We start from the raw sequence: 18,793 nt of genomic DNA, 5'->3' as shown, positions 1-18,793 counted from the left end.
TGGTCGTGAACGAAGGGGAGGGGAGGGGAGGGGAGGGGAGGGGAGTGCAAGAGGTGGGTCAGAGAGTCGCGGCGTTTCTCTCCGGGGTGATGACGGGCTTCGGACGGTGCGGGCGCAGAACCGCGAGCGCTACGACGAAGGCGGCGACGAGGAAACCGGCGCCGACCATGAACGCCAGGTGGTAGCCGCCTGTCAGAGCCGCAGCCCGGCCCTGTCCGTCCGCGAGCAGCTCGTCGGTCCGGGAGGCCGCCAGCGTGGACAGCAGTGCGATGCCCACGGCCATGCCGATCTGCTGGGTGGTGTTGAACAGTCCGGACGCGAGCCCGGCGTCATCGGGCTTCGCGTCGGACATGCCGAGCGTGGTCAACGCCGGGAGCGCGAGGCCGAAGCCGGCCGCGAGCAGCATCACCGGAAGCAGATCGGTGAGGTAGTGGGCATGGACGGGTACGCGCGCCAGCAGCCCCAGCACCCCGACCAGCAGCACGAGTCCCGCCAGCAGTACGCGTCGCTCGCCGAAGCGCGCATTGAGACGGGCCGAGACGGCGAGGGACACCACGCCGATGACGGCCGCTGCCGGAAGCATGGCGATTCCGGTCCGCGCGGAACCGTAACCGAGGACCTTCTGCAGATAGAGGGCGACCAGAATCTGGAACGAGAACAGTGCGGCGACCATGAGGAGTTGGACCAGGTTGGCACCCGCGACCGCGCGCGACCTCAGGATCCGCAGAGGCATGAGCGGAGTTCCGGCGCCGGTCTGGCGTGCGATGAACGCGCCGAGCAGGACGGCGGCCGCAGCGCCCAGGCCGAGGGTGTGCGCCGATGTCCAGCCGTACTCCTCGACCTTGACGACGGTGTAGATCGCCAGCATCAGCCCCACGGTGACCAGGAGCGCGCCGATGACGTCGGCTCCGGCGCGGAGGCCGAGACCGCGGTCGGCGGGCAGTACGGGCACGGCGACGGTGAGGGCCGCGAGCCCGATCGGCAGGTTGATGAAGAAGATCCAGTGCCAGCTGAGGGCGTCGGTGAGGACCCCGCCGAGGACTTGACCGATCGACGCACCGGCCGCACCGGTGAAGCTGAACACGGCGATTGCGCGGGCGCGTTCCCGGGGCTCGGTGAAGAGCGTCACGAGGATGCCCAGGCCGACGGCGGACGCCATCGCGCCGCCGATGCCCTGCAGGAACCGGGCGGCGATGAGCAGCGCGGGCGTGGTGGCGAGGCCCGCCAGCAGTGATGCGACGGTGAACACCGCGGTGCCCGCCAGGAACATGCGCTTGCGGCCGAGCAGGTCGCCGAGCCGTCCTGCGAGCAGCAGCAGGCTGCCGAACGCGATCAGGTAGGCGTTGACGACCCAGCTCAGTCCGGCCGGGGTGAACCCCAGGTCGTTCTGGATGGCCGGCATGGCCACGGTGACGATGGAGCCGTCGAGGATGATCATGAGCATCCCCGTCGCGATCACCCCGAGGGTCAACCGGCGGGAGCGGGTTGTGGGCGCAGGTGTCGTGGACGAAGCGGCGGGTGCGAGGCGAGCAGAAGGAGCGGACATGCGGTCTCTCCTGTCGGATGAGGTGACAGGAGAGAAGTTAGCAGATGGTTTTCTTGCAGACTATTTGTTTCGGGCTGATCTTTCGGCCGCTACCCGCGCTGACGAGCCCGACGAACCGTCTGCGGACTCTCGGAGGGAGTGGCCAAATGGCCGTCCACCAGGCGCTTCATCGCTTGCAGCAGCACCTCACGCTCGTCCTGGGGGAGGGAGCCGAGCGCCCGCTCGTGCACCCCGTCGACAATCTTCTGGCTCTCCTCGGCGACCTGCGCACCCTTCTCGGTCACCGCGATGATCCGCGCGCGGCGGTCCTTGCTGGACGGGCGGCGCTCGGCGAGGCCGGCCTTCTCCAGGGCGTCGACCGTCACGACCATCGTGGTCTTGTCCATGTCGCCGATCTCGGCGAGCTGGATCTGGGTCCGCTCCTCCTCCAGGGCGTGGACCAGGACGCAGTGCATGCGCGCCGTGAGCCCGATCTCGGCGAGCGCTGCCGCCATCTGGGTCCGCAGAACATGGCTGGTGTGATCCAGCAGGAAGGAGAGGTCCGGTTCGGTCCGGGCGGGTGCCATGGCAGTCATGCCGCCCAGGGTAATCGCGATTCGGTCCGTGGTGGATCATCCGGCAGCTGGCCTATCCGGCGGCTACGGTCTTCGCGTGTGACATGCGGGGATCGTGGACCCTGGCCGGCCCGGTGGCGCGGGAATTCGGCGGGGCGGGCAGGGCTCACTCCACCTGTCGCGGAGAGCCACGGAACCGCCCGCCCGGCCCGGTGGTTCACACCGGCGCCGAACGGACGGTTCACGTCGCCTCCGAAGCGCAGCGGGCGACCGGCCGACAGCCCCCTGCGCTCCCCGTCACGTCATCCCGTGTACTGGGCGAACACCCGCGTGTAGTCCCATGCCTGCTGGCTCACGCCGGAGCAGGTGTCGGCTCCGCCGCCCGTGCACGGCCGGTCACGGTTCACCGACCAGAAGGTGAGCCGCGCCAGGTGGTGCTGCTGGGCGTAGGCGAGGATGGTGCGGAAGTCGTCGACCGTCACCGTCTCGTTGTCGTCGGTGATGCCGTTCATCGACGAGATGCCGATCGACCGGTAGGTCTGGTCGTCGCTGTATCCGTAGGCGTTCTTGACCGCGTTCTTCAGCCCCTCGGCGGCACGTGTGGTGAGCGTGCCCATGTTCTGTCCGGCGCCGCCGAAGTCGAAGGGCATGATCGTCCAGCTGTCGACGGTCAGCCCCGCGGAGGCGGCCCTGTTGATCAGGCTGGTGTCGGGGCCGCTCTGGCCGGTACCGAAGGTGACGTACACCTTGATGCCCGGGTTGTTGGCTTTGATGGTCTTGAGCGCGTCGACCGTGCGTTGCTGGACCGTGGCGTTGCTGTAGGCGTCCGCCTCGATGTCGATGTCGATCGCTTTGAGGCCGTACGCGTTGATGACCTTCTGATACGCGGCGGCGAGCTCACCCGCGCTGGAGCAGGAGCTCTCCAGCTTGTTGCCGCTCCAGCCGCCGAAGGACGGGATGACGTCCCCGCCGGCGCCGCGCACGGTGTTGATGGTCTGCTGGTCGACGCCGCCCGTCAGGGGCCGTCCGCCGTCCCACTGCGGGTTGCAGTAGCCGTTGCTGAGCACGAACGCCAGGGTGAACCACTTCACGCCGGTCGCGTTCATGACGGTCGTCGGGCTGGGCGGGCTGCCCCAGCCGTTGTACAGATACGGCGCCACGGCCATCGTCCCACCGGGCGTGGGGGTGCCGCCGTCCGAAGGTGCGGTCCATTTCTGGTTGGCGGTTCCGGCGCAGGTCCAGATCTGGAGCCGGGTGCCGTTGGCGGAGGAGTTGCCGGTGGCGTCCATGCACTTGTCGGCCTGGACGTTCACGATGTCGTGGGCCGCGGAGACGGACCACTTCTGGTTGGCTCCGCCGCCGCAGTCCCACAGTTGCAACTGTGTGCCGTCGGCGGTGCCGTTGTCCTTGGCGTCGAGGCACTTGCCGAGCGCGCGGATCGTACCGTCGGTGCCGACGGTCCACTGCTGGGCCGTGGTTCCGTTGCAGTCGTAGAGCTGGACCGCTGTTCCATTGGCGGCGGAGGCACCCGCCACGTCGATGCACTTGCCGCCCAGTCCGGTGATCGCGCCGGTGGCGGTGGCCGCGGCACTGGCCGTGGCGGGCAGGGTGACGAGCGAGGCTCCGGCGGCGAGGAGGAGGGCTGTCGGGAGGGCGAGCGGCCCGAGGCGGCGGCGCGAGCCGGGGGAGGGGCTCATGCGGTGTTCACCGTCCACTTCTGGTTGGCGGTTCCGGCGCAGGTCCAGATCTGGAGCCGGGTGCCGTTGGCGGAGGAGTTGCCGGTGGCGTCCATGCACTTGTCGGCCTGGACGTTCACGATGTCCCGGGCGCCGGACACCCCCCACCGCTGATTGGTTCCGCCGTTGCAGTCCCAGAGCTGAAGCTGGGCGCCGTCGGCCGTGCTGTTGTCCTTGACGTCGAGGCACTTGCCGAGCGCGCGGATCGTACCGTCGGTACCGACGGTCCACTTCTGGGCGGCGGTTCCGTTGCAGTCGTAGAGCTGGACCGCTGTTCCGTTGGCGGCGGAGGCGCCTGCCACGTCGATGCACTTGCCGCCCAGCCCCGTGATGGTGCCGCCCGTACCGCCGGAGCCGCTGTCACTGGTGGTGACGTGCACGTAGTCGACGACGAGCTGTTGCGGGAAGGCGGTGCTGCCGTCGGGGTCGCCGGGCCAGTAGCCGCCGACCGCGAGGTTCATGATGATGAAGAACGGCTTGTTGAACACCCAGCTCTTGCCACCGAGGTCGGCCGGCGTACGCCGCTGGTAGACATTGCCGTCCACGGACCAGGTGATGGAGTCGGGGGCCCAGTCCACAGCGAAGGTGTGGAACGCGTCGGCGAACGCCTGGCCGCCGGGGAGCGAGTAGCCGGCCCCGATGCCGCCGGAGCCGGAGTACCCGGGACCGTGGATGGTGCCGTGCACCGTGCCCGGCTCGAAGCCGACGTTCTCCATGATGTCGATCTCGCCGCTGTTGGGCCAGCCGACGCTGCCGAGGTCGTCGCCGAGCATCCAGAACGCGGGCCACATGCCCTGACCGCGCGGGATCTTCATCCTGGTCTCGACGTGCCCGTACGCCGAGGTGAACTTGCCGGCCGTGTTCAGCCGGGCCGAGGTGTACTCGCACCGGCCGTACCAGCACTGGTAGTTGCCGGGGTTGTCCTTGCGGGCGGTGATGACGAGATTGCCCTGGCCGTCGAGGGCCGCGTTGCTGTTGCCCGCCGTGTAGTACTGCCGCTCGTGGTTGTTGACGTTGTCGCCGGTCTCTGTCTGCCACTTGCTGCCGTCGACCGCTGATCCGGCCGCACCGTTGAAGTCGTCGGAGAACGTTGTCGCTGCGGCCGCGGCGGCGACGCGCGGTTCGGGTAGTGGGGCGGCGCCTGCGGGGGCGGCGGCGGTCACCGCGCCGGAACAGCACAGCAGGGCAGCGAAGTACAGCGCCATCCGGCGCCGTCTGGGGGTTCGCACAGTCATCACATCACTTCACGGTGGGGGCATGCTCATGACAGATCACACGCTGAACCGGCGCCCGGGTGACGTTCGGTCCCGACGCTTAATTCATTTCTTGATTTAAGTGTTGGCACGAGAGGGCGTCAAGGAGCTGGTACGGACCTTCTGTTGACGGACCGCACCACCGACGCGTTCAGGACTTGAACGCCGCCGTCAGGACTCGACCTCCAGGAACCTGCGGCGCCGCGGCCCCCGGTACAGCAGCGCCGTCCACCCCAGCCGTCCCAGCGCGGCCGCACACCGGGTCAGCTCGGCCTCTTCCTCGTGCGCGGCCCCGCTGCCCGGCGGACCGAGCCACTCCACCCGTACGGTGCCGGGCGCCTCGCCCTCCTGCACGCGATACCCGGACGCGATCCGCTGCCCGGACCCGTCGACGGCCGAGGGAGGGCGGCCGTCCGCCTCCAGCGCCAGGGCCACCGCCCGTACCGCCCGACGGAGCTCCCACTCGGCCGGCACGCACTCCGGGTGCGGTCGGCCGGTATTGGTCAGCCGCCGGATCTGCAGCAGCCCCTCGAACGCCGTCCGTACCGACGCGGCACGCTTCTCCGCGGAACCCGGGGGCAACGGGCCGTCCCCGGTGGCCGGTTCGAACCCGGCGTCATGGTCGTTCCCGCTGCTCATCCGCGTCCCTTCACCCGAACCCGCCCTCCTGCCAGTGTGTGTCACCCCACCGACAGCGGCCCGCGCCCAACCGGCCCACCGGCCCTTACACCGCTGCGGCGGGCCCCGAGCCGAGCACCTTTCCGGGATTCAGGATGCCGTGCGGGTCCAGGGCCGCCTTCACCGCGTGATGCATCCCGAGCACGGCGGGCCCCAGCTCCTTGTCCATACCGCGCATCTTCAGCAACCCCACCCCGTGCTCGCCCGTGACGGTCCCGCCGAGGGCGATCGCGTCGTCGAGGATGTCCTCGAAGGCCAACTGGGCGCGCGCACGCGCAGCCTCGTCACCGGGCGGCGTGATGATCAGCGGGTGCAGATTGCCGTCACCGGCATGCGCGATATTGGCCACCAGAATGTCGTGCCGGGCCGCGGTCCTCTCGATCCGGGCCAACATTTCAGGCACCGCGGTCCGTGGCACACAGACATCCTCGGTGAGCACCGGACCGAGCCGCTCCAGCGCCGGATACGCCAGCCGTCGCGCCTGGAACAGAGCATCCGCCTCCTGCTGATCCGTGGAGACCACGGCCCATGTGGCGCCCGCCCGCTCGAAGCAGTCCCGGACCAGCTCGGCCTCGGCGTCGCCCTCGGCGCCCTGGGTGTCGACCCGGCCGAGCAGCACCACATCCGCGTCGGCGGACAGCCCCATCTTTTTCCAGGCGTCGACGGCGGCGAGGCAGTGACGGTCGACCAGTTCGAGCGCCGAGGGGATCACGCCCGACGCGGTCACAGCGGTCACCGCCTCACCTGCGGCGACCACCGAAGCGAAGTATCCGGCCACGGTCCGCTCCTGCGGCCGCGCCGGACGCAGCCGCACCGTGATCTCCGTGATCACACCGAGCGTGCCCTCGGAGCCGACCATCAGCCCCGCCAGGTCGTACCCGGCGACCCCCTTCGCGGTACGGCGGCCGAGCGACACCACCTCGCCGAGTCCGTTGACCACTTCGAGGCCGAGCACATAGTCACGCGTCACGCCGTACTTGACGCAGCACATCCCCCCGGCGTTCGTCGCGACGTTCCCGCCGATCGTCGACCAGGGCGAGCTCGCCGGGTCCGGCGGATACCAGAGCCGGTGCTCCGCGCAGGCCGCCCGCAGGTCGTCATTGACCACCCCGGGCTGGACGACGGCCAGCCGTTCCGCGGCGTCGATGTGCACGATCCGGTTCATGTCCTCGAAGGACAGCACGATCGCCCCGTCGACAGCGTTCGCGCCTCCGGACAGACCGGTGCCCGCACCGCGCGGCACCACCGGGATGTGGTGCGCCAGACAGTGCCGCACCACATCTCGTACCTCCTCGGTGCTCTGCGGACGCACGACCGCGATGGGTGTTCCGTACGGGGCCCACTCGGCCTCGTCGTGCTGATACCGGGCGAGTCCGGCCGGATCGGTGAGCACCCGCCGGGCCGGGATGCTGTCGACTGGTGTGTTCGCCACGTCGGTGGCCACCTCCTACAACGATGCAAGCCTCCATCATCGCGCGCACCGCTTCCGGCCTGCGCCAGGAGGGGACCCGGGTCCCCGGGAAGCGAGGCTGTCCGTCCGCGTGCGGCTCGGTCTGCGGGGCCTCGGTAGGCTCGACCGTCCAGGCACTCCGTACACCAGAGGATCCACCGCAGCATGTCCGACAACGCCCGAGGTTCCGGCACCGACCGCACCACCGACCGCACCGAGCCGCGCGGCGACGGCGCCGGCCGCGCCGCCCTGCGCGCCGACTGCGCGAACTGCTTCGGGTTGTGCTGCGTCGCGCTGACCCTGACCCGGTCGGCGGACTTCGCGGTCGACAAGGACGCCGGACAGCCCTGCCACAATCTGCAGGATGATTTCCGCTGCGGTATTCACACCGAACTGCGGACCCAGGGCTTCCCCGGCTGCACGGTGTACGACTGCTTCGGCGCCGGCCAGAAGGTCTCCCAGGAGACGTTCGACGGACAGGACTGGCGGCAGGCGCCGCAGACCGCCCAGCAGATGTTCCAGGTGTTCCCGGTCATGCGGCAATTCCACGAACTGCTCTGGTACCTCACCGAGGCCTTGACACTGCAGGCGGCCCGCCCCCTTCACGGCGAGATACGGCGCGCCCTCGACACGACCGAACGTCTCACGCACGTCGCCCCCGACGCGTTCGCCGACCTCGATGTTGCAGGACACCGGGACGGCGTCGCCGCGTTGCTGTTGCGGACCAGCGAACTCGTACGGGCCACCGTCCCCCGCAAGAAGAGGCGCAACCACCGGGGCGCCGACCTCATCGGCGCCCGGCTCGGGGGCGCCGACCTGCAGGGGGCCGACCTGCGCGGCGCCTATCTCATCGCCGCCGACCTCACCGGCGCCGACCTGCGCCTGGCCGACGTCATCGGGGCGGATTTCCGGGACGCCGAATTGTCCGGGGCCGACCTGACCGGGAGTCTGTTCCTCACGCAGGCGCAGCTCAACGCGGCGCGCGGCGACGCCGCAACGAAACTCCCGCCGTCGCTCAGTCCCCCCACGCACTGGGACAAGTGACCGACGGCACCTGCCCCGGCCGGCGTCGCGAACGGTTGACGTCCATGGTTCGTTGCACAGTGTGGCGTACCGGAAGAACCTTCGACGCCCGGACCGAGGAGCCCCGCACATGCCCAGCCGAACCGACACCGGCCGCAGAGACCCCGGCGACCCCAGCCGCACCGACGCGAGCCGTTCCCGCCTGATCGAGCAGCTCATGGAACGGTTCCCGCACGTGCCGCGGGAAGCCGTCGTCAAGGAGGACCTGCTGCGCGGCGGCGTGGCGTTCGACGAGTCCGCGCTCAGTGACAACGAGGACGGCGACGTCAAGCCGAAGTCGTACTTCATCTTCTCCTTCGACCACGGCACCCTGCCCGAGCTGGGCGCGGCCGCCCTGCGCCGCCCACCGGAGGAGATCGTGCTCACCGGAGGCCCGTACGAGCTGCGCCGCACGGTCGTGTCGGTACGGGTGAACCCGGCGTCGCCGTACCGTGTCGCGGCCGACGAGGACGGTGTCCTGGGGCTGTACCTGGACGGCAGGCGGATCTCGGACGTGGGCCTGCCGCCGATGCCGGACTACTACCGGCACACGCTCGCCAACGGCAAGTCGGTGATGGAGGTCGCGCCCACCATCCAGTGGGGCTACCTCGTCTATCTGACGGTCTTCCGTGTCTGCCAGTACTTCGGCGCGAAGGAGGAGTGCCAGTACTGCGACATCAACCACAACTGGCGTCAGCACAAGGCGGCGGGACGCCCGTACACGGGTGTGAAGCCCGTCGAGGAGGTGCTGGAAGCGCTCGCCATCATCGACCGGTACGACACCGCGAAGACCTCCACCGCCTACACCCTCACCGGTGGCGCCATCACCTCCCACATCGGCGGCCGCGACGAAGCCGACTTCTACGGGCAGTACGCCAAGGCCATCGAGGACGCCTTCCCCGGCCGCTGGATCGGCAAGGTCGTCGCGCAGGCCCTGCCGAAGGCCGACGTCCAGCGCTTCCACGACTACGGCGTCCAGATCTACCACCCCAACTACGAGGTGTGGGACCGCCGGCTGTTCGAGCTGTACTGCCCCGGCAAGGAGCGCTACGTCGGCCGCGACGAATGGCACCGCCGCATTCTGGACTCCGCCGAGGTCTTCGGAGCCCGGAACGTCATTCCCAACTTCGTGGCGGGCGTGGAGATGGCCGAGCCGTTCGGCTTCACGACGGTCGACGAGGCCATCGACTCGACCACCGAGGGGCTGCGGTTCTTCATGTCGCACGGCATCACCCCGCGGTTCACCACCTGGTGCCCGGAACCCACCACGCCGCTCGGGAAGGCCAAACCGGGCGGGGCACCGCTGGAGTACCACATCAGGTTGCTGGACGCCTACCGCTCGACGATGGAGGAGTACGGGCTCAGCTCGCCGCCCGGCTACGGCCCGCCCGGACCCGGGCGCGCCGTGTTCTCCGTCAGTTCGTTCATGGACAGCCTGCCGGCCGCCCCGGACGACGGCCGGTAGACCCGAGGTGCCCCGAAGCCGGGCGATGCCCGGACGACGGGCGCGCCGGGCCGGTCAGCCGCCGGACAACGCCCGTGCGCCGGAGGCGCGTTCGCATACGACTTCGGCGAAGCTCCGCACCAGGGCGTTGTCCGTGCCGTCTGCCCACACGGGATCGGCTGTACGAGCGGAATCGGAGGCGGAAGCGGGGGCACCGGCGAACACACAGTCGGTACCCGCCCCCGCCCTGCCGATCGGGCGCACGAGAGCGGACCGGGGCCGGTCCTGTCAGGCGCGCCACTTCGCCGTACGCTCCGAGGAGGCTTCGGTGAGCGCCTTCGCGATGGTCTCGGCATCGCCCTGGTTGCCGTAGACGGGAGTGCCCGGCTGCTGGCGCCAGGACTCGTCCAGTCCTCCCGCATCCACTGTGTCGAACCCCAGCTCGTCGATGAGGTTGCGCACGGTCTGCTTGGCGGTCGCGTCGTCGCCGGCGACCGGCAGGGCCTGACGGCCGGGGCTGCCCTTCGGGAGAGCCTTGGAGAGGAGGTCATCCGCGTAGGTCCCGTTGAACGCCTTGATCACCGGGTGCCCGATCTGTTCCTCGGTCCACCTGCTCTCCGGCAGCCCGTCCTCGATGGCGGCGACACGGCCGTCGCGCTGCTGCGGGTAGTAGTTGCCGGTGTCGATGACCACGACCTCTTCCGCAGCCCCGTTCAGGAACCCGGCGGGCAGGTTCGGGACTGCCTTCACCGGGATGGTGATGACCACGACACGGGCACCCTGTGCCGCCTCCGCCGCGGTGACCGGGGTCGCTCCGGTCTCCTCGGCGAGCGCGGTGAGCGTGTGCGGGCCGCGGGAGTTGGCGATCGACACCTCGTGGCCCAGCGCGGTAAGGCGCCTGGTGAGGTTGCCGCCGATGTTGCCCGCTCCGATGATTCCGATCTTCATGGGATCCGACCTTCCGATGGTGCGTGCGGTGTGCAATGCGGTCTCGCCGCTTCACCAACTCCTCGGCTTCGGTGCCTATTCCGGGTGGCCGGAAGACAGTACGCCCGGTGGGCCGGACGGGTGAGAACCGGCTGCTGCGGGCACGTACAGAACGAGAAACGGAACCAAAGAGCCCACTTGAAGGCGGAACCCATGCTGCACGGCGTCGATGTCAGCTCGTATCAGTCGTCCTTCGACACGGATGGACTGGACTTCGTTTTCATCAAGGCCACCGAGGGGCGTTCGTACGTCAATCCGCATCTGGCCTCGCAGGTCAAGCGGGCGAGGGACGCCTCATGCGTGGTCGGCTTCTATCACTTCCTGTGGCCGGGCAATCTCACTGCGCAGGCGGAGTACTTCGTGAGCAAGGCTCCGGAGAAGGCCGGCGACCTGCTGGCCGTCGACTGGGAGATGACCGGCGACGGAACGCGCGCGACCAACGCCGAGAAGGATCGCTTCATCCGCGAGGTCAAGCGCCTCCGGCCGGACCACCGGGTTCTGCTGTACTGCAACCGGCACTTCTGGCTGAATTACGACACCACGTCGTACGCCGGTGACGGCCTGTGGGTCGCCGACTATGTGACCGCGGGCAAACCACGTATCAAGGCGCCCTGGCGCATCCACCAGTACACCGACGATCCGCTCGACAAGGACGTGGCCGCCTTCGCGTCGCGCACCGCGATGCGCAACTGGGCCCGGCCCTAGGCGTGTCCGGCCGATCGGCCCGGCGATCGGGAGACACACCGCCGCAGGCGCGTCCGCGTTCGCCGGACAAGTGAGTACCGGCCATCGTGGCCTTCGGATCACGCCCACGGGCCCCCCGGAGCGTCGGCTCCCGGCCCGGTCGCACGCAGCCGCGACCGACGAGGCGCCAAGTCGCTGACCCGATCGGCGGGCCCGGTGCGGCAGACTTCTTCGGTGACCACAAATGCGGCTCAACCACCACGAGACCGCGCGCTCGGGCGCGGCATCACCACCCTCATCCCGCAGGCCGCGACTGCCACCCCGGCGGAGCAGGCGGCCGCCGTGCTGGCAGGGATGCAGAGCGTCCCGGTACGGATCGCCGTGCTCCAGGCAGCCGTGGTGCTCCTGGAGGAACGGGTGCGTACGACAGAGAACGACGCGGAGCGCAGAGCGGCGGCGACGACCGTGGCCATGCTCCGTGGCGCGATCGGCCAGGGCGGCTGAACCGCCGCCACGTCGTCTCCCGGTACGGATCGGCTTCTGCGGCTCGGTCCGATGGCGCTGCTTGCCAGGCTTGCCCGGTTGGCTCGGCTCATTCCGGCCAGGGCGAGTCAAGAATCGTACGGACGAAGTCCCCGCGCTCGAAGCCCGGCACGTAATGCTCCAGTACGTCGGCTTTCACATTGCCGAAGGTCGTCTCCGGCTTCGGCCGGATCCCATCGGTGAACGCACCGAGAATGCGCCTTTTGAAATCCGGCCGCGGATGCAGGGCGACGATCTCCGCCCGGTCGGCCTCGGAGATGTCCTCGTACCCGATGCCGAGCACGTCGTACTCGACCCCGGCGGTCACCAGAGCGACTTCCGGCTCCATGAACTGTGGGATGCCGGGTGTCGTGTGCAGCGCAATGGCTGTCCACACCCGCCGGATGCTGTCCTCCGGCACCTGGTGGGAGCGGAGGAAGCGCCGGGCCTCGTCCGCGCTGTCCACCTCGAACCGCCGGCCGCTGCCGTGGAAGCGTTCACCGAGCCCGAGGTCGTGGAAGAGCGCGCCGATGTAGAGGAGTTCGGGGTCGTAGCTCAGATCCCGGTTACGGCCCTGCAGCGCACCGAACCAGAAGACACGCCGTGAGTGGTGGTAGACGAGCTCGCTGACGGTGTCCCGGACCAGCTGGGTCGCTTCCCGCGCGATCGCTGTGTCCGGCACAAGGAGGCCTGCGGCGGAGGACGGGGCGATGGTCACGGCATTCACCTGCACTCTCTTCGGGGGTATTGCAGCCGACAGGGACCGGCCGCAACTCCAGCCTTCCGCGTCTGTCGATCGAGCGACAATCCGGTGAGGCGTCCGGGGTATGAGCCACGGTTTCGGATCAGGGCGAGGACCTGGGTGAGACTCGTGAGACTCTCGGCGCCCTGACGGCCGGCGCTTCAGCCGTCGGCTCTGCGGTCGGGTGACTCGAAACGGGGTCGCCGGCGCGCAGCGCATCGGGCCGCCGTCATCGCAACTCGTCCAGGGCCCGGCGGCAGGCGTCCGGGTTCTCCCGCCAGTAGCGCCAGCTGTTCCCGGCCGTCAGGACGGCGGCGAGTGCGTCCTCCGGGCGGATCCGCTCACGTCCCACGATCTCGCGGACGATCACGGTCGCAGCCGTCAGTCCGTCCCTGCCGCCCTCGCAGAGATGTCCGAGGGCGGTCGCAGGGTGGTCGGCGGCCGTTGCGCGGGTGGACTCGACCAGCGGCTGCAGCCACCGGGCCCACCGGCTGTAGCCGTCCTCTCCCGGTCGCTCCGCCGTCTCCAGCAGCGGTCCGAGCGCGCGGGCGAGGCGCTCCCGACAGCCTGCCGCATCTTCCGTGACCCAGGGGTGTTCGGCCGTGAAGTGAAGCCACCCGGTCTCCACGTCCAGCTCGTCGAGCCACCAGGCACCGGCCGGCCGCACCCCCTCCGCACCGCTGAGCACGAAGGCGTCCCGTACCTGTTCGTAGGACGGCGGGGTGTGTTCCGCCAGCAGGACCGCGTCGTACAGGTCCTTGCCCTGCGGATAGGCGTCGGTGACCAGCCACAACAGCTTCCAGGCCAGCGACAGAGCGGGGGAGACGGCCGGTACCCGGCAGTCGGGACCGTCACCCAGCGGCCGGAGCCCGGTGAGTTCCGCCGGGGCCGGCAGGGTCTCGTTGAACACCACATCCAGCTGTACGGTGCCACCGGGAACCCCCGACGCAGTCCACGGCAGCAGCATGCGGCGGCCCGGAACCCGGTCGTACGTCCAGATGTTCTCGGTCACCATGGCGGCCGCGTCGATCCGGACGGCGCCGCGCGCGGCTGCCGCGGCGTCCCGGGCGATCGTCTCGAACAGGCCGGCGGTCCGGGGTCCGTCCATGGCCCAGTCCTGAGGTACGACGAGGAAATCCAGGTCGCCCGGATCGCGGGCCGCATCCCCGAACCAGGTGGCCATCAACACACTGCCGCGCAGCACCAGATGGCGGGCCCAGGGACCGTCCGCGACAGCCGCGAGCACCGTATCGAGTACGGTGCGCCGCGCCCGGTGCCAGGCCCGGCCCGTCGCGGCATCCTCGAAGTGCGGCTCCCCGGCCCGGTAGGCGTTGGCGAACTGTTTCAACGCGGGTTCGAAGATCGCCGGGTGATGCATGCCGGCGGGGGCGGGCAGCAGTGTTCCGGGGAGATCCGCATGCCGCCGTGTCGCGTCGTCAAGTGGCGCGTGCGGGATGTGCGGGGAGCCGGCCCACAGCCTCGTCCAGGAGGAGGCATCGCCGGCGGAGGGCGTCATGGTGAAGGCTCCCGAGAGAGGCGCGGCATGGTCTGTCTTGTCCGAGGCGGCAGTTGGAGTTCCGGGCGGCTGTGAGCGCCTGACGACAGCATAGGTTCCCAGGCTGTACGGCGAGTTCCCCGGCCCGGCTCCAGCACTCGTGCCGGAGCGATGCGAGCCGGCCTCGGAACGGCCGAAACCCGCTCCGGCTGCCTGCTTGTCCCAGTTGCGCGTGCGCGAACCATTGACACTCTCCCTGACCCCTCACTACGGTCACGCCAGAATTTCGAACGGGTGACGAAATTTCGAACACACCCTAGGAGCTATAGGAGTTACCTGAGCGCCAGGAGCAACCGCCGTGTTGATCAAGGGGATCGGCTGATCGTCCGGCAGTCACGAATGGGCACGCTCAGCGATTCGAACCTTGTCCGATATACCGAACGCTCGATGGGATCCATCCCCCGTCGGGCCAACTCCCGCCGCTTCCCACGTACTCCGGAGGACCGATCATGCGCACGACCCGCACACGTACTGCAGCAGCCGCTCTGACAGCCGTTGCGCTGTCCCTGTCACTTGCCGCCTGCGGGCAGAGCAGCGCCGGCGGCAGCAAGGAGGAGAAGGCGGGTGGCAAGGGCTCCACCATCGGCATCGCCATGCCGACCAAGTCGTCGGAGCGCTGGATAGCCGACGGCCGCAACATGGTCGCCGAGTTCAAGAAGCTCGGCTACAAGACCGATCTGCAGTACGGCGAGGACGACGTCGACCAGCAGGTCTCCCAGATCGAGAACATGATCACCAAGGGTGTGGACGTCCTGGTCATTGCGGCGATCGACGGGCGCGCGCTGAGCGACGTCCTGCGGCAGGCGGGGGAGCAGGACATCAAGGTCATCTCCTACGACCGGCTCATCCTCGGCAGCCCGGACGTCGACTACTACGCCTCCTTCGACAACGAAAAGGTCGGCGAACTCCAGGCCGGTTACATCGTCGACAAGCTCGGCCTGAAGTCCGGCTCCGAGAAGGGGCCCTTCAACATCGAGCTGTTCGCAGGATCGCCGGACGACAACAACACGCGCTACTTCTTCCAGGGCGCCTGGAAGACCCTCAAGCCGTACATCGACAAGAAGCAGCTCGTCATCCGCAGCAAGCAGACGAAGCTGGACCAGATCACCACCCTGCGCTGGGACGGCGGCACCGCACAGAAGCGCATGGACGACCTGCTGACCAGCGCCTACTCGTCGGCCGAAGTGGACGCCGTGCTCTCCCCGTACGACGGCATCTCCATCGGCATCATCTCGGCGCTCAAATCGGACGGCTACGGCAGCAAGGCCAAGGCCTACCCGGTCGTCACCGGCCAGGATGCCGAGGTCGCCTCCGTGAAGTCGATCATTGCGGGACAGCAGACCCAGACCGTGTACAAGGACACCCGGGCCCTGGCCAAGCAGGCGGTCCAAATGGCCGACGCCGTACTCCACGACAAGAAGCCCGAGGTCAACGACACCACGACGTACAACAACGAGAAGCGCGTCGTGCCGTCCTTCCTCCTGGACCCGGTCAGCGTCGACAAGACCAACTACCAGGCGGAGCTGGTCGATTCGGGCTACATCAAGGAGAGCGACCTCCGATGACCGCTCCGGTCCTCGAAATGCGGTCCATCGTCAAGACATTCCCCGGCGTCAAGGCGCTCTCGGACGTCTCCCTGACCGTCGCGGAGGGCGAGGTACACGCCCTCTGCGGGGAGAACGGCGCCGGTAAGTCGACCCTGATGAAGGTCCTCAGCGGAGTGCACCCGCACGGAAGCTACGAGGGCGAGATCCGATTCCGCGGCGAGCGCTGTGCGTTCAAGGACATCCGCGCCAGTGAGGCACGCGGCATCGTGATCATCCACCAGGAGCTCGCACTGGTGCCGTACCTCTCCATTGCGGAGAACATCTTCCTCGGCAACGAACACGCCGACCACGGCTTCATCAGCTGGAACGAGACACTGCGGCACGCCGCCGCCCTCCTGGAACGGGTCGGGCTGCGTGAACACCCGCAGACCAGGGTCGCGGACATCGGAGTCGGCAAACAGCAGCTCGTCGAGATCGCCAAGGCCCTCGCCAAGAAGGTCGAACTGCTGATCCTCGACGAACCGACCGCCGCACTCAACGACGAGGACAGCGCCCAGCTCATCAGCCTCATCAAGGAGCTGAAGGGACAGGGGATCTCCTCGATCATCATCTCGCACAAGCTGGGCGAGATCGCGGCGGTCGCCGACTCGGTCACCGTCATCCGCGACGGCCGCACGGTCGAGACTCTCGACGTGCACGCCGAGGCGACCACAGAGGACCGCATCATCCGCGGCATGGTCGGACGCGACCTCGACCACCGCTTCCCCGAACGGACCAGGTACGAGGGTGATCCGGGCGCCCACCCTGCCCTGGAGATCCGCGACTGGACCGTGCACCACCCCATCGACCAGCACCGCAAGGTCGTCGACCACGCTCGGGTCGAGGCCCGGCGGGGCGAGATCGTCGGCATCGCCGGCCTGATGGGCGCGGGACGCACCGAACTGGCGATGAGCGTCTTCGGACGCACCTACGGCCGCAACATCAGCGGCAAGGTCTTCAAGGACGGCAAAGAGATCCGTACCCGCACCGTCCCGGAGGCTGTCCGGCACGGCATCGCCTACGTCACCGAGGACCGCAAGCAGTACGGCCTCAACATCATCGACACCATCGGCCGCAACATCACCCTCAGCGCCCTGGGCAAGGTGGCGCGGCGCGGCGTCGTCGACGAGCACGAGGAGACCCGGGTCGCGGAGTCGTACCGGAAGTCCATGAACATCAAAGCCCCGACCGTCTTCGAGCAGGTCGGCCGGCTCTCCGGCGGCAACCAGCAGAAGGTCGTCCTCAGCAAGTGGATCTTTGCCGGACCCGATGTGCTGATCCTCGACGAACCGACCCGCGGCATCGATGTAGGCGCCAAGTACGAGATCTACACCGTCATCGACCGGCTCGCCGCCGAAGGCAGAGCAGTTGTGCTGATCTCATCCGAACTGCCCGAACTCCTCGGCATGTGCGACCGCATCTACACCATGTCGGCCGGCCGGATCACCGGCGAAGTCCCGCGCGCGGAGGCCACCCAGGAGGTCCTGATGCGCCATATGACCAGCGACAAGAGGTAGCAGGTAATGTCCCAGGCCCCCACCGAGACCCCGCAGCGCCCGACGCCGGCCACAGCGGCAGTGCCCGCGACCACCGGCACCCTCCTCCTGGACGCGGCCCGCCGCAACATGCGCCAGTACGGGATGCTCATCGCCCTCGGACTGATCGTCGTGCTCTTCGAGATATGGACCGACGGCGTCCTTCTCAAGCCGAACAACGTCACCAATCTGGTGCTCCAGAACAGCTACATCCTCGTCCTGGCCATCGGCATGATGATCGTCATCATCGCCGGCCACATCGATCTGTCCGTAGGCTCGCTGGCCGCATTCGTCTCCGCCGCCTGCGCCGTGATGATGGTCGAGCAGGATGTGCCATGGGTCCTCGCCCTGGTCCTCGCCCTCGTCGTCGGAGCGGTCGCCGGAGCGTGGCAGGGCTTCTGGATCGCGTACGTCGGGATCCCGTCGTTCATCGTCACGCTGGCCGGGATGCTGCTCTTCCGTGGCGGCACCCAGATCCTCCTCGGCAGCCGCTCGCTCGGTCCGTTCCCCGAAGGCTTCCAGAAGATATCCACCGGGTACCTCCCGGAGGTCGGTCCGCACACCAACTATCACAATCTCACCCTTCTCATGGGCCTCGGACTTCTGGCCTTCGCCCTGATCCAGGAGGTCCGCGACCGGCGGCGGCAACAGCGGTACGGACTCGACGTCCTGCCCAGGAACCTCTTCCTCGCCAAGTGCGTGGCCATGGGCGCGGCGGTCCTCGCCTTCACGATGACCCTGGCCAGCTACCGCGGCGTCCCGGTCGTCCTGCTCCTGCTCGCCGTACTGCTCATGGGCTTCGGCTACGTCATGCGCAACGCGATCGTCGGACGCCATGTGTACGCGCTCGGCGGCAACCGGGCAGCAGCGAAGCTGTCCGGGGTGAAGGACCAGCGCGTCACTTTCCTGGTCTTCGTGAACATGGGGGTGCTCGCCGCCCTCGCCGGCATCGTCTATGCGGCCCGCCTCAATGCAGGCGTCCCTCAGGCCGGTACCAACTTCGAACTGGAGGCCATCGCCGCCGCGTTCATCGGCGGCGCCTCGATGAGCGGAGGCGTCGGCACGGTGTTCGGCGCCATCATCGGCGGCCTGGTGCTCGGTGTACTCAACAACGGGATGTCGCTGGTAGGCGTCGGCACCGACTACCAGCAGGTCATCAAGGGTTTTGTGCTCCTTGCCGCGGTCGGGTTCGACGTCTACAACAAACGCAAGGCCGGCTCCTGACCTGACCGACCCTGCCGCTTGGAAGGCCACCCCCACGCACGACCAGCAACCCGCAGGCTCTCGTCGCCGACGCAACTGCCCGGCGACGAGGGCCTGAACAGCCGGGCGCAGACCTTCGCCGCCATTGGCATGGACCTGACGATGGTGCTGCATTACAGTCTGTCGCGGCACACTCTGAGAGCGCTCTCAGGTGAGAGGTCTCGGACGTCTGCTGTTCCTCCCCCACCAATGTCGG

16 protein-coding genes are annotated in these 18,793 nt (G+C 68.6%); 7 read left to right on the top strand and 9 right to left on the bottom strand.

What is annotated here, in order from left to right; genetic code table 11:
- Positions 1-58: 58 nt before the first annotated feature.
- The 6 genes from ACIA8E_RS33645 to ACIA8E_RS33620 form a co-directional block, all read right to left on the bottom strand.
- Positions 59-1,546 carry an MFS transporter gene (locus ACIA8E_RS33645; protein WP_399303885.1) on the bottom strand — a complete coding sequence of 496 codons (1,488 nt, stop codon included), beginning with the start codon at positions 1,544-1,546 and terminating at the stop codon, positions 59-61.
- An 89-nt stretch (positions 1,547-1,635) separates the two neighbouring features.
- A complete protein-coding gene (locus ACIA8E_RS33640; protein ID WP_326746112.1) occupies positions 1,636-2,121 on the bottom strand; it encodes a MarR family winged helix-turn-helix transcriptional regulator in 486 nt (161 codons plus the stop codon).
- A 281-nt stretch (positions 2,122-2,402) separates the two neighbouring features.
- Positions 2,403-3,797, bottom strand: a complete 1,395-nt coding sequence (locus ACIA8E_RS33635; protein WP_399303883.1) for a ricin-type beta-trefoil lectin domain protein — start codon at positions 3,795-3,797, stop codon at positions 2,403-2,405.
- Complete coding sequence (locus tag ACIA8E_RS33630; RefSeq protein ID WP_399303881.1) at positions 3,794-5,071, bottom strand: family 16 glycosylhydrolase; 1,278 nt, start codon at positions 5,069-5,071, stop codon at positions 3,794-3,796. Before ACIA8E_RS33630 ends, ACIA8E_RS33635 begins: the two co-directional genes overlap by 4 nt.
- Positions 5,072-5,260: 189 nt before the next feature.
- Positions 5,261-5,728, bottom strand: a complete 468-nt coding sequence (locus tag ACIA8E_RS33625) for a hypothetical protein (protein ID WP_399303879.1) — start codon at positions 5,726-5,728, stop codon at positions 5,261-5,263.
- A gap of 85 nt (positions 5,729-5,813) precedes the next feature.
- Positions 5,814-7,199 (bottom strand): FAD-binding oxidoreductase, encoded by a 1,386-nt coding sequence (locus ACIA8E_RS33620; RefSeq protein WP_399303878.1) that lies wholly within the window; start codon positions 7,197-7,199, stop codon positions 5,814-5,816.
- Between the two features lie 183 nt (positions 7,200-7,382).
- Between ACIA8E_RS33620 and ACIA8E_RS33615 the strand changes: the two genes are divergently transcribed.
- Both ACIA8E_RS33615 and ACIA8E_RS33610 read left to right on the top strand, forming a co-directional pair.
- Positions 7,383-8,261: a pentapeptide repeat-containing protein gene (locus ACIA8E_RS33615; protein ID WP_399303877.1), complete on the top strand. Its 879-nt coding sequence runs from the start codon at positions 7,383-7,385 to the stop codon at positions 8,259-8,261.
- Between the two features lie 109 nt (positions 8,262-8,370).
- Positions 8,371-9,744 (top strand): radical SAM protein, encoded by a 1,374-nt coding sequence (locus tag ACIA8E_RS33610; protein ID WP_399303875.1) that lies wholly within the window; start codon positions 8,371-8,373, stop codon positions 9,742-9,744.
- 267 nt (positions 9,745-10,011) lie between these two features.
- Here the strand turns inward: ACIA8E_RS33610 and ACIA8E_RS33605 are convergent, their stop codons facing one another.
- Complete coding sequence (locus ACIA8E_RS33605) at positions 10,012-10,671, bottom strand: NADPH-dependent F420 reductase (protein WP_399303874.1); 660 nt, start codon at positions 10,669-10,671, stop codon at positions 10,012-10,014.
- 192 nt (positions 10,672-10,863) lie between these two features.
- On the opposite strand from ACIA8E_RS33605, the gene ACIA8E_RS33600 reads away from it, so the two are divergent.
- The gene (locus tag ACIA8E_RS33600) at positions 10,864-11,415 is read left to right on the top strand and encodes a glycoside hydrolase family 25 protein (protein WP_399303945.1); all 552 of its coding nucleotides are present in this window, start codon (positions 10,864-10,866) and stop codon (positions 11,413-11,415) included.
- 213 nt (positions 11,416-11,628) lie between these two features.
- Entirely contained in the window at positions 11,629-11,898 is a 270-nt protein-coding gene (locus tag ACIA8E_RS33595) for a hypothetical protein (RefSeq protein WP_399303872.1), read from the top strand.
- 88 nt (positions 11,899-11,986) lie between these two features.
- Here the strand turns inward: ACIA8E_RS33595 and ACIA8E_RS33590 are convergent, their stop codons facing one another.
- Together ACIA8E_RS33590 and ACIA8E_RS33585 are read right to left on the bottom strand one after the other, a co-directional pair.
- The gene (locus ACIA8E_RS33590; RefSeq protein WP_399303870.1) at positions 11,987-12,634 is read right to left on the bottom strand and encodes an HD domain-containing protein; all 648 of its coding nucleotides are present in this window, start codon (positions 12,632-12,634) and stop codon (positions 11,987-11,989) included.
- A 253-nt stretch (positions 12,635-12,887) separates the two neighbouring features.
- Positions 12,888-14,174 (bottom strand): nucleotidyl transferase AbiEii/AbiGii toxin family protein, encoded by a 1,287-nt coding sequence (locus ACIA8E_RS33585; RefSeq protein ID WP_399303868.1) that lies wholly within the window; start codon positions 14,172-14,174, stop codon positions 12,888-12,890.
- 488 nt (positions 14,175-14,662) lie between these two features.
- On the opposite strand from ACIA8E_RS33585, the gene chvE reads away from it, so the two are divergent.
- The 3 genes from chvE to mmsB are packed head-to-tail and all read left to right on the top strand — an operon-like array spanning position 14,663 to position 18,558.
- The gene (gene chvE / locus ACIA8E_RS33580; protein ID WP_399303866.1) at positions 14,663-15,778 is read left to right on the top strand and encodes a multiple monosaccharide ABC transporter substrate-binding protein; all 1,116 of its coding nucleotides are present in this window, start codon (positions 14,663-14,665) and stop codon (positions 15,776-15,778) included.
- A complete protein-coding gene (mmsA, locus tag ACIA8E_RS33575) occupies positions 15,775-17,316 on the top strand; it encodes a multiple monosaccharide ABC transporter ATP-binding protein (RefSeq protein ID WP_399303864.1) in 1,542 nt (513 codons plus the stop codon). The genes chvE and mmsA overlap by 4 nt, the downstream gene beginning before the upstream one ends.
- A 6-nt stretch (positions 17,317-17,322) precedes the next feature.
- A complete protein-coding gene (mmsB, locus tag ACIA8E_RS33570; RefSeq protein ID WP_399303862.1) occupies positions 17,323-18,558 on the top strand; it encodes a multiple monosaccharide ABC transporter permease in 1,236 nt (411 codons plus the stop codon).
- Positions 18,559-18,793: the final 235 nt, after the last annotated feature.

Source organism: Streptomyces sp. NPDC051664 (genome assembly GCF_044453545.1).
Taxonomy (GTDB): domain Bacteria; phylum Actinomycetota; class Actinomycetes; order Streptomycetales; family Streptomycetaceae; genus Streptomyces.
Note: the sequence above shows the minus strand (reverse complement) of the source record. Positions and strands in the feature narration are given on the sequence as shown.

What these genes read in the sequence shown, in the direction of transcription:
- ACIA8E_RS33645 (WP_399303885.1), bottom strand. Translation starts at nt 1,546, where the DNA reads ATGTCCGCTCCTTCTGCTCGCCTCGCACCCGCCGCTTCGTCCACGACA.
- ACIA8E_RS33640 (WP_326746112.1), bottom strand. Translation starts at nt 2,121, where the DNA reads ATGACTGCCATGGCACCCGCCCGGACCGAACCGGACCTCTCCTTCCTG.
- ACIA8E_RS33635 (WP_399303883.1), bottom strand. Translation starts at nt 3,797, where the DNA reads ATGAGCCCCTCCCCCGGCTCGCGCCGCCGCCTCGGGCCGCTCGCCCTC.
- ACIA8E_RS33630 (WP_399303881.1), bottom strand. Translation starts at nt 5,071, where the DNA reads ATGACTGTGCGAACCCCCAGACGGCGCCGGATGGCGCTGTACTTCGCT.
- ACIA8E_RS33625 (WP_399303879.1), bottom strand. Translation starts at nt 5,728, where the DNA reads ATGAGCAGCGGGAACGACCATGACGCCGGGTTCGAACCGGCCACCGGG.
- ACIA8E_RS33615 (WP_399303877.1), top strand. Translation starts at nt 7,383, where the DNA reads ATGTCCGACAACGCCCGAGGTTCCGGCACCGACCGCACCACCGACCGC.
- ACIA8E_RS33610 (WP_399303875.1), top strand. Translation starts at nt 8,371, where the DNA reads ATGCCCAGCCGAACCGACACCGGCCGCAGAGACCCCGGCGACCCCAGC.
- ACIA8E_RS33605 (WP_399303874.1), bottom strand. Translation starts at nt 10,671, where the DNA reads ATGAAGATCGGAATCATCGGAGCGGGCAACATCGGCGGCAACCTCACC.
- ACIA8E_RS33600 (WP_399303945.1), top strand. Translation starts at nt 10,864, where the DNA reads ATGCTGCACGGCGTCGATGTCAGCTCGTATCAGTCGTCCTTCGACACG.
- ACIA8E_RS33585 (WP_399303868.1), bottom strand. Translation starts at nt 14,174, where the DNA reads ATGACGCCCTCCGCCGGCGATGCCTCCTCCTGGACGAGGCTGTGGGCC.
- chvE (WP_399303866.1), top strand. Translation starts at nt 14,663, where the DNA reads ATGCGCACGACCCGCACACGTACTGCAGCAGCCGCTCTGACAGCCGTT.
- mmsA (WP_399303864.1), top strand. Translation starts at nt 15,775, where the DNA reads ATGACCGCTCCGGTCCTCGAAATGCGGTCCATCGTCAAGACATTCCCC.
- mmsB (WP_399303862.1), top strand. Translation starts at nt 17,323, where the DNA reads ATGTCCCAGGCCCCCACCGAGACCCCGCAGCGCCCGACGCCGGCCACA.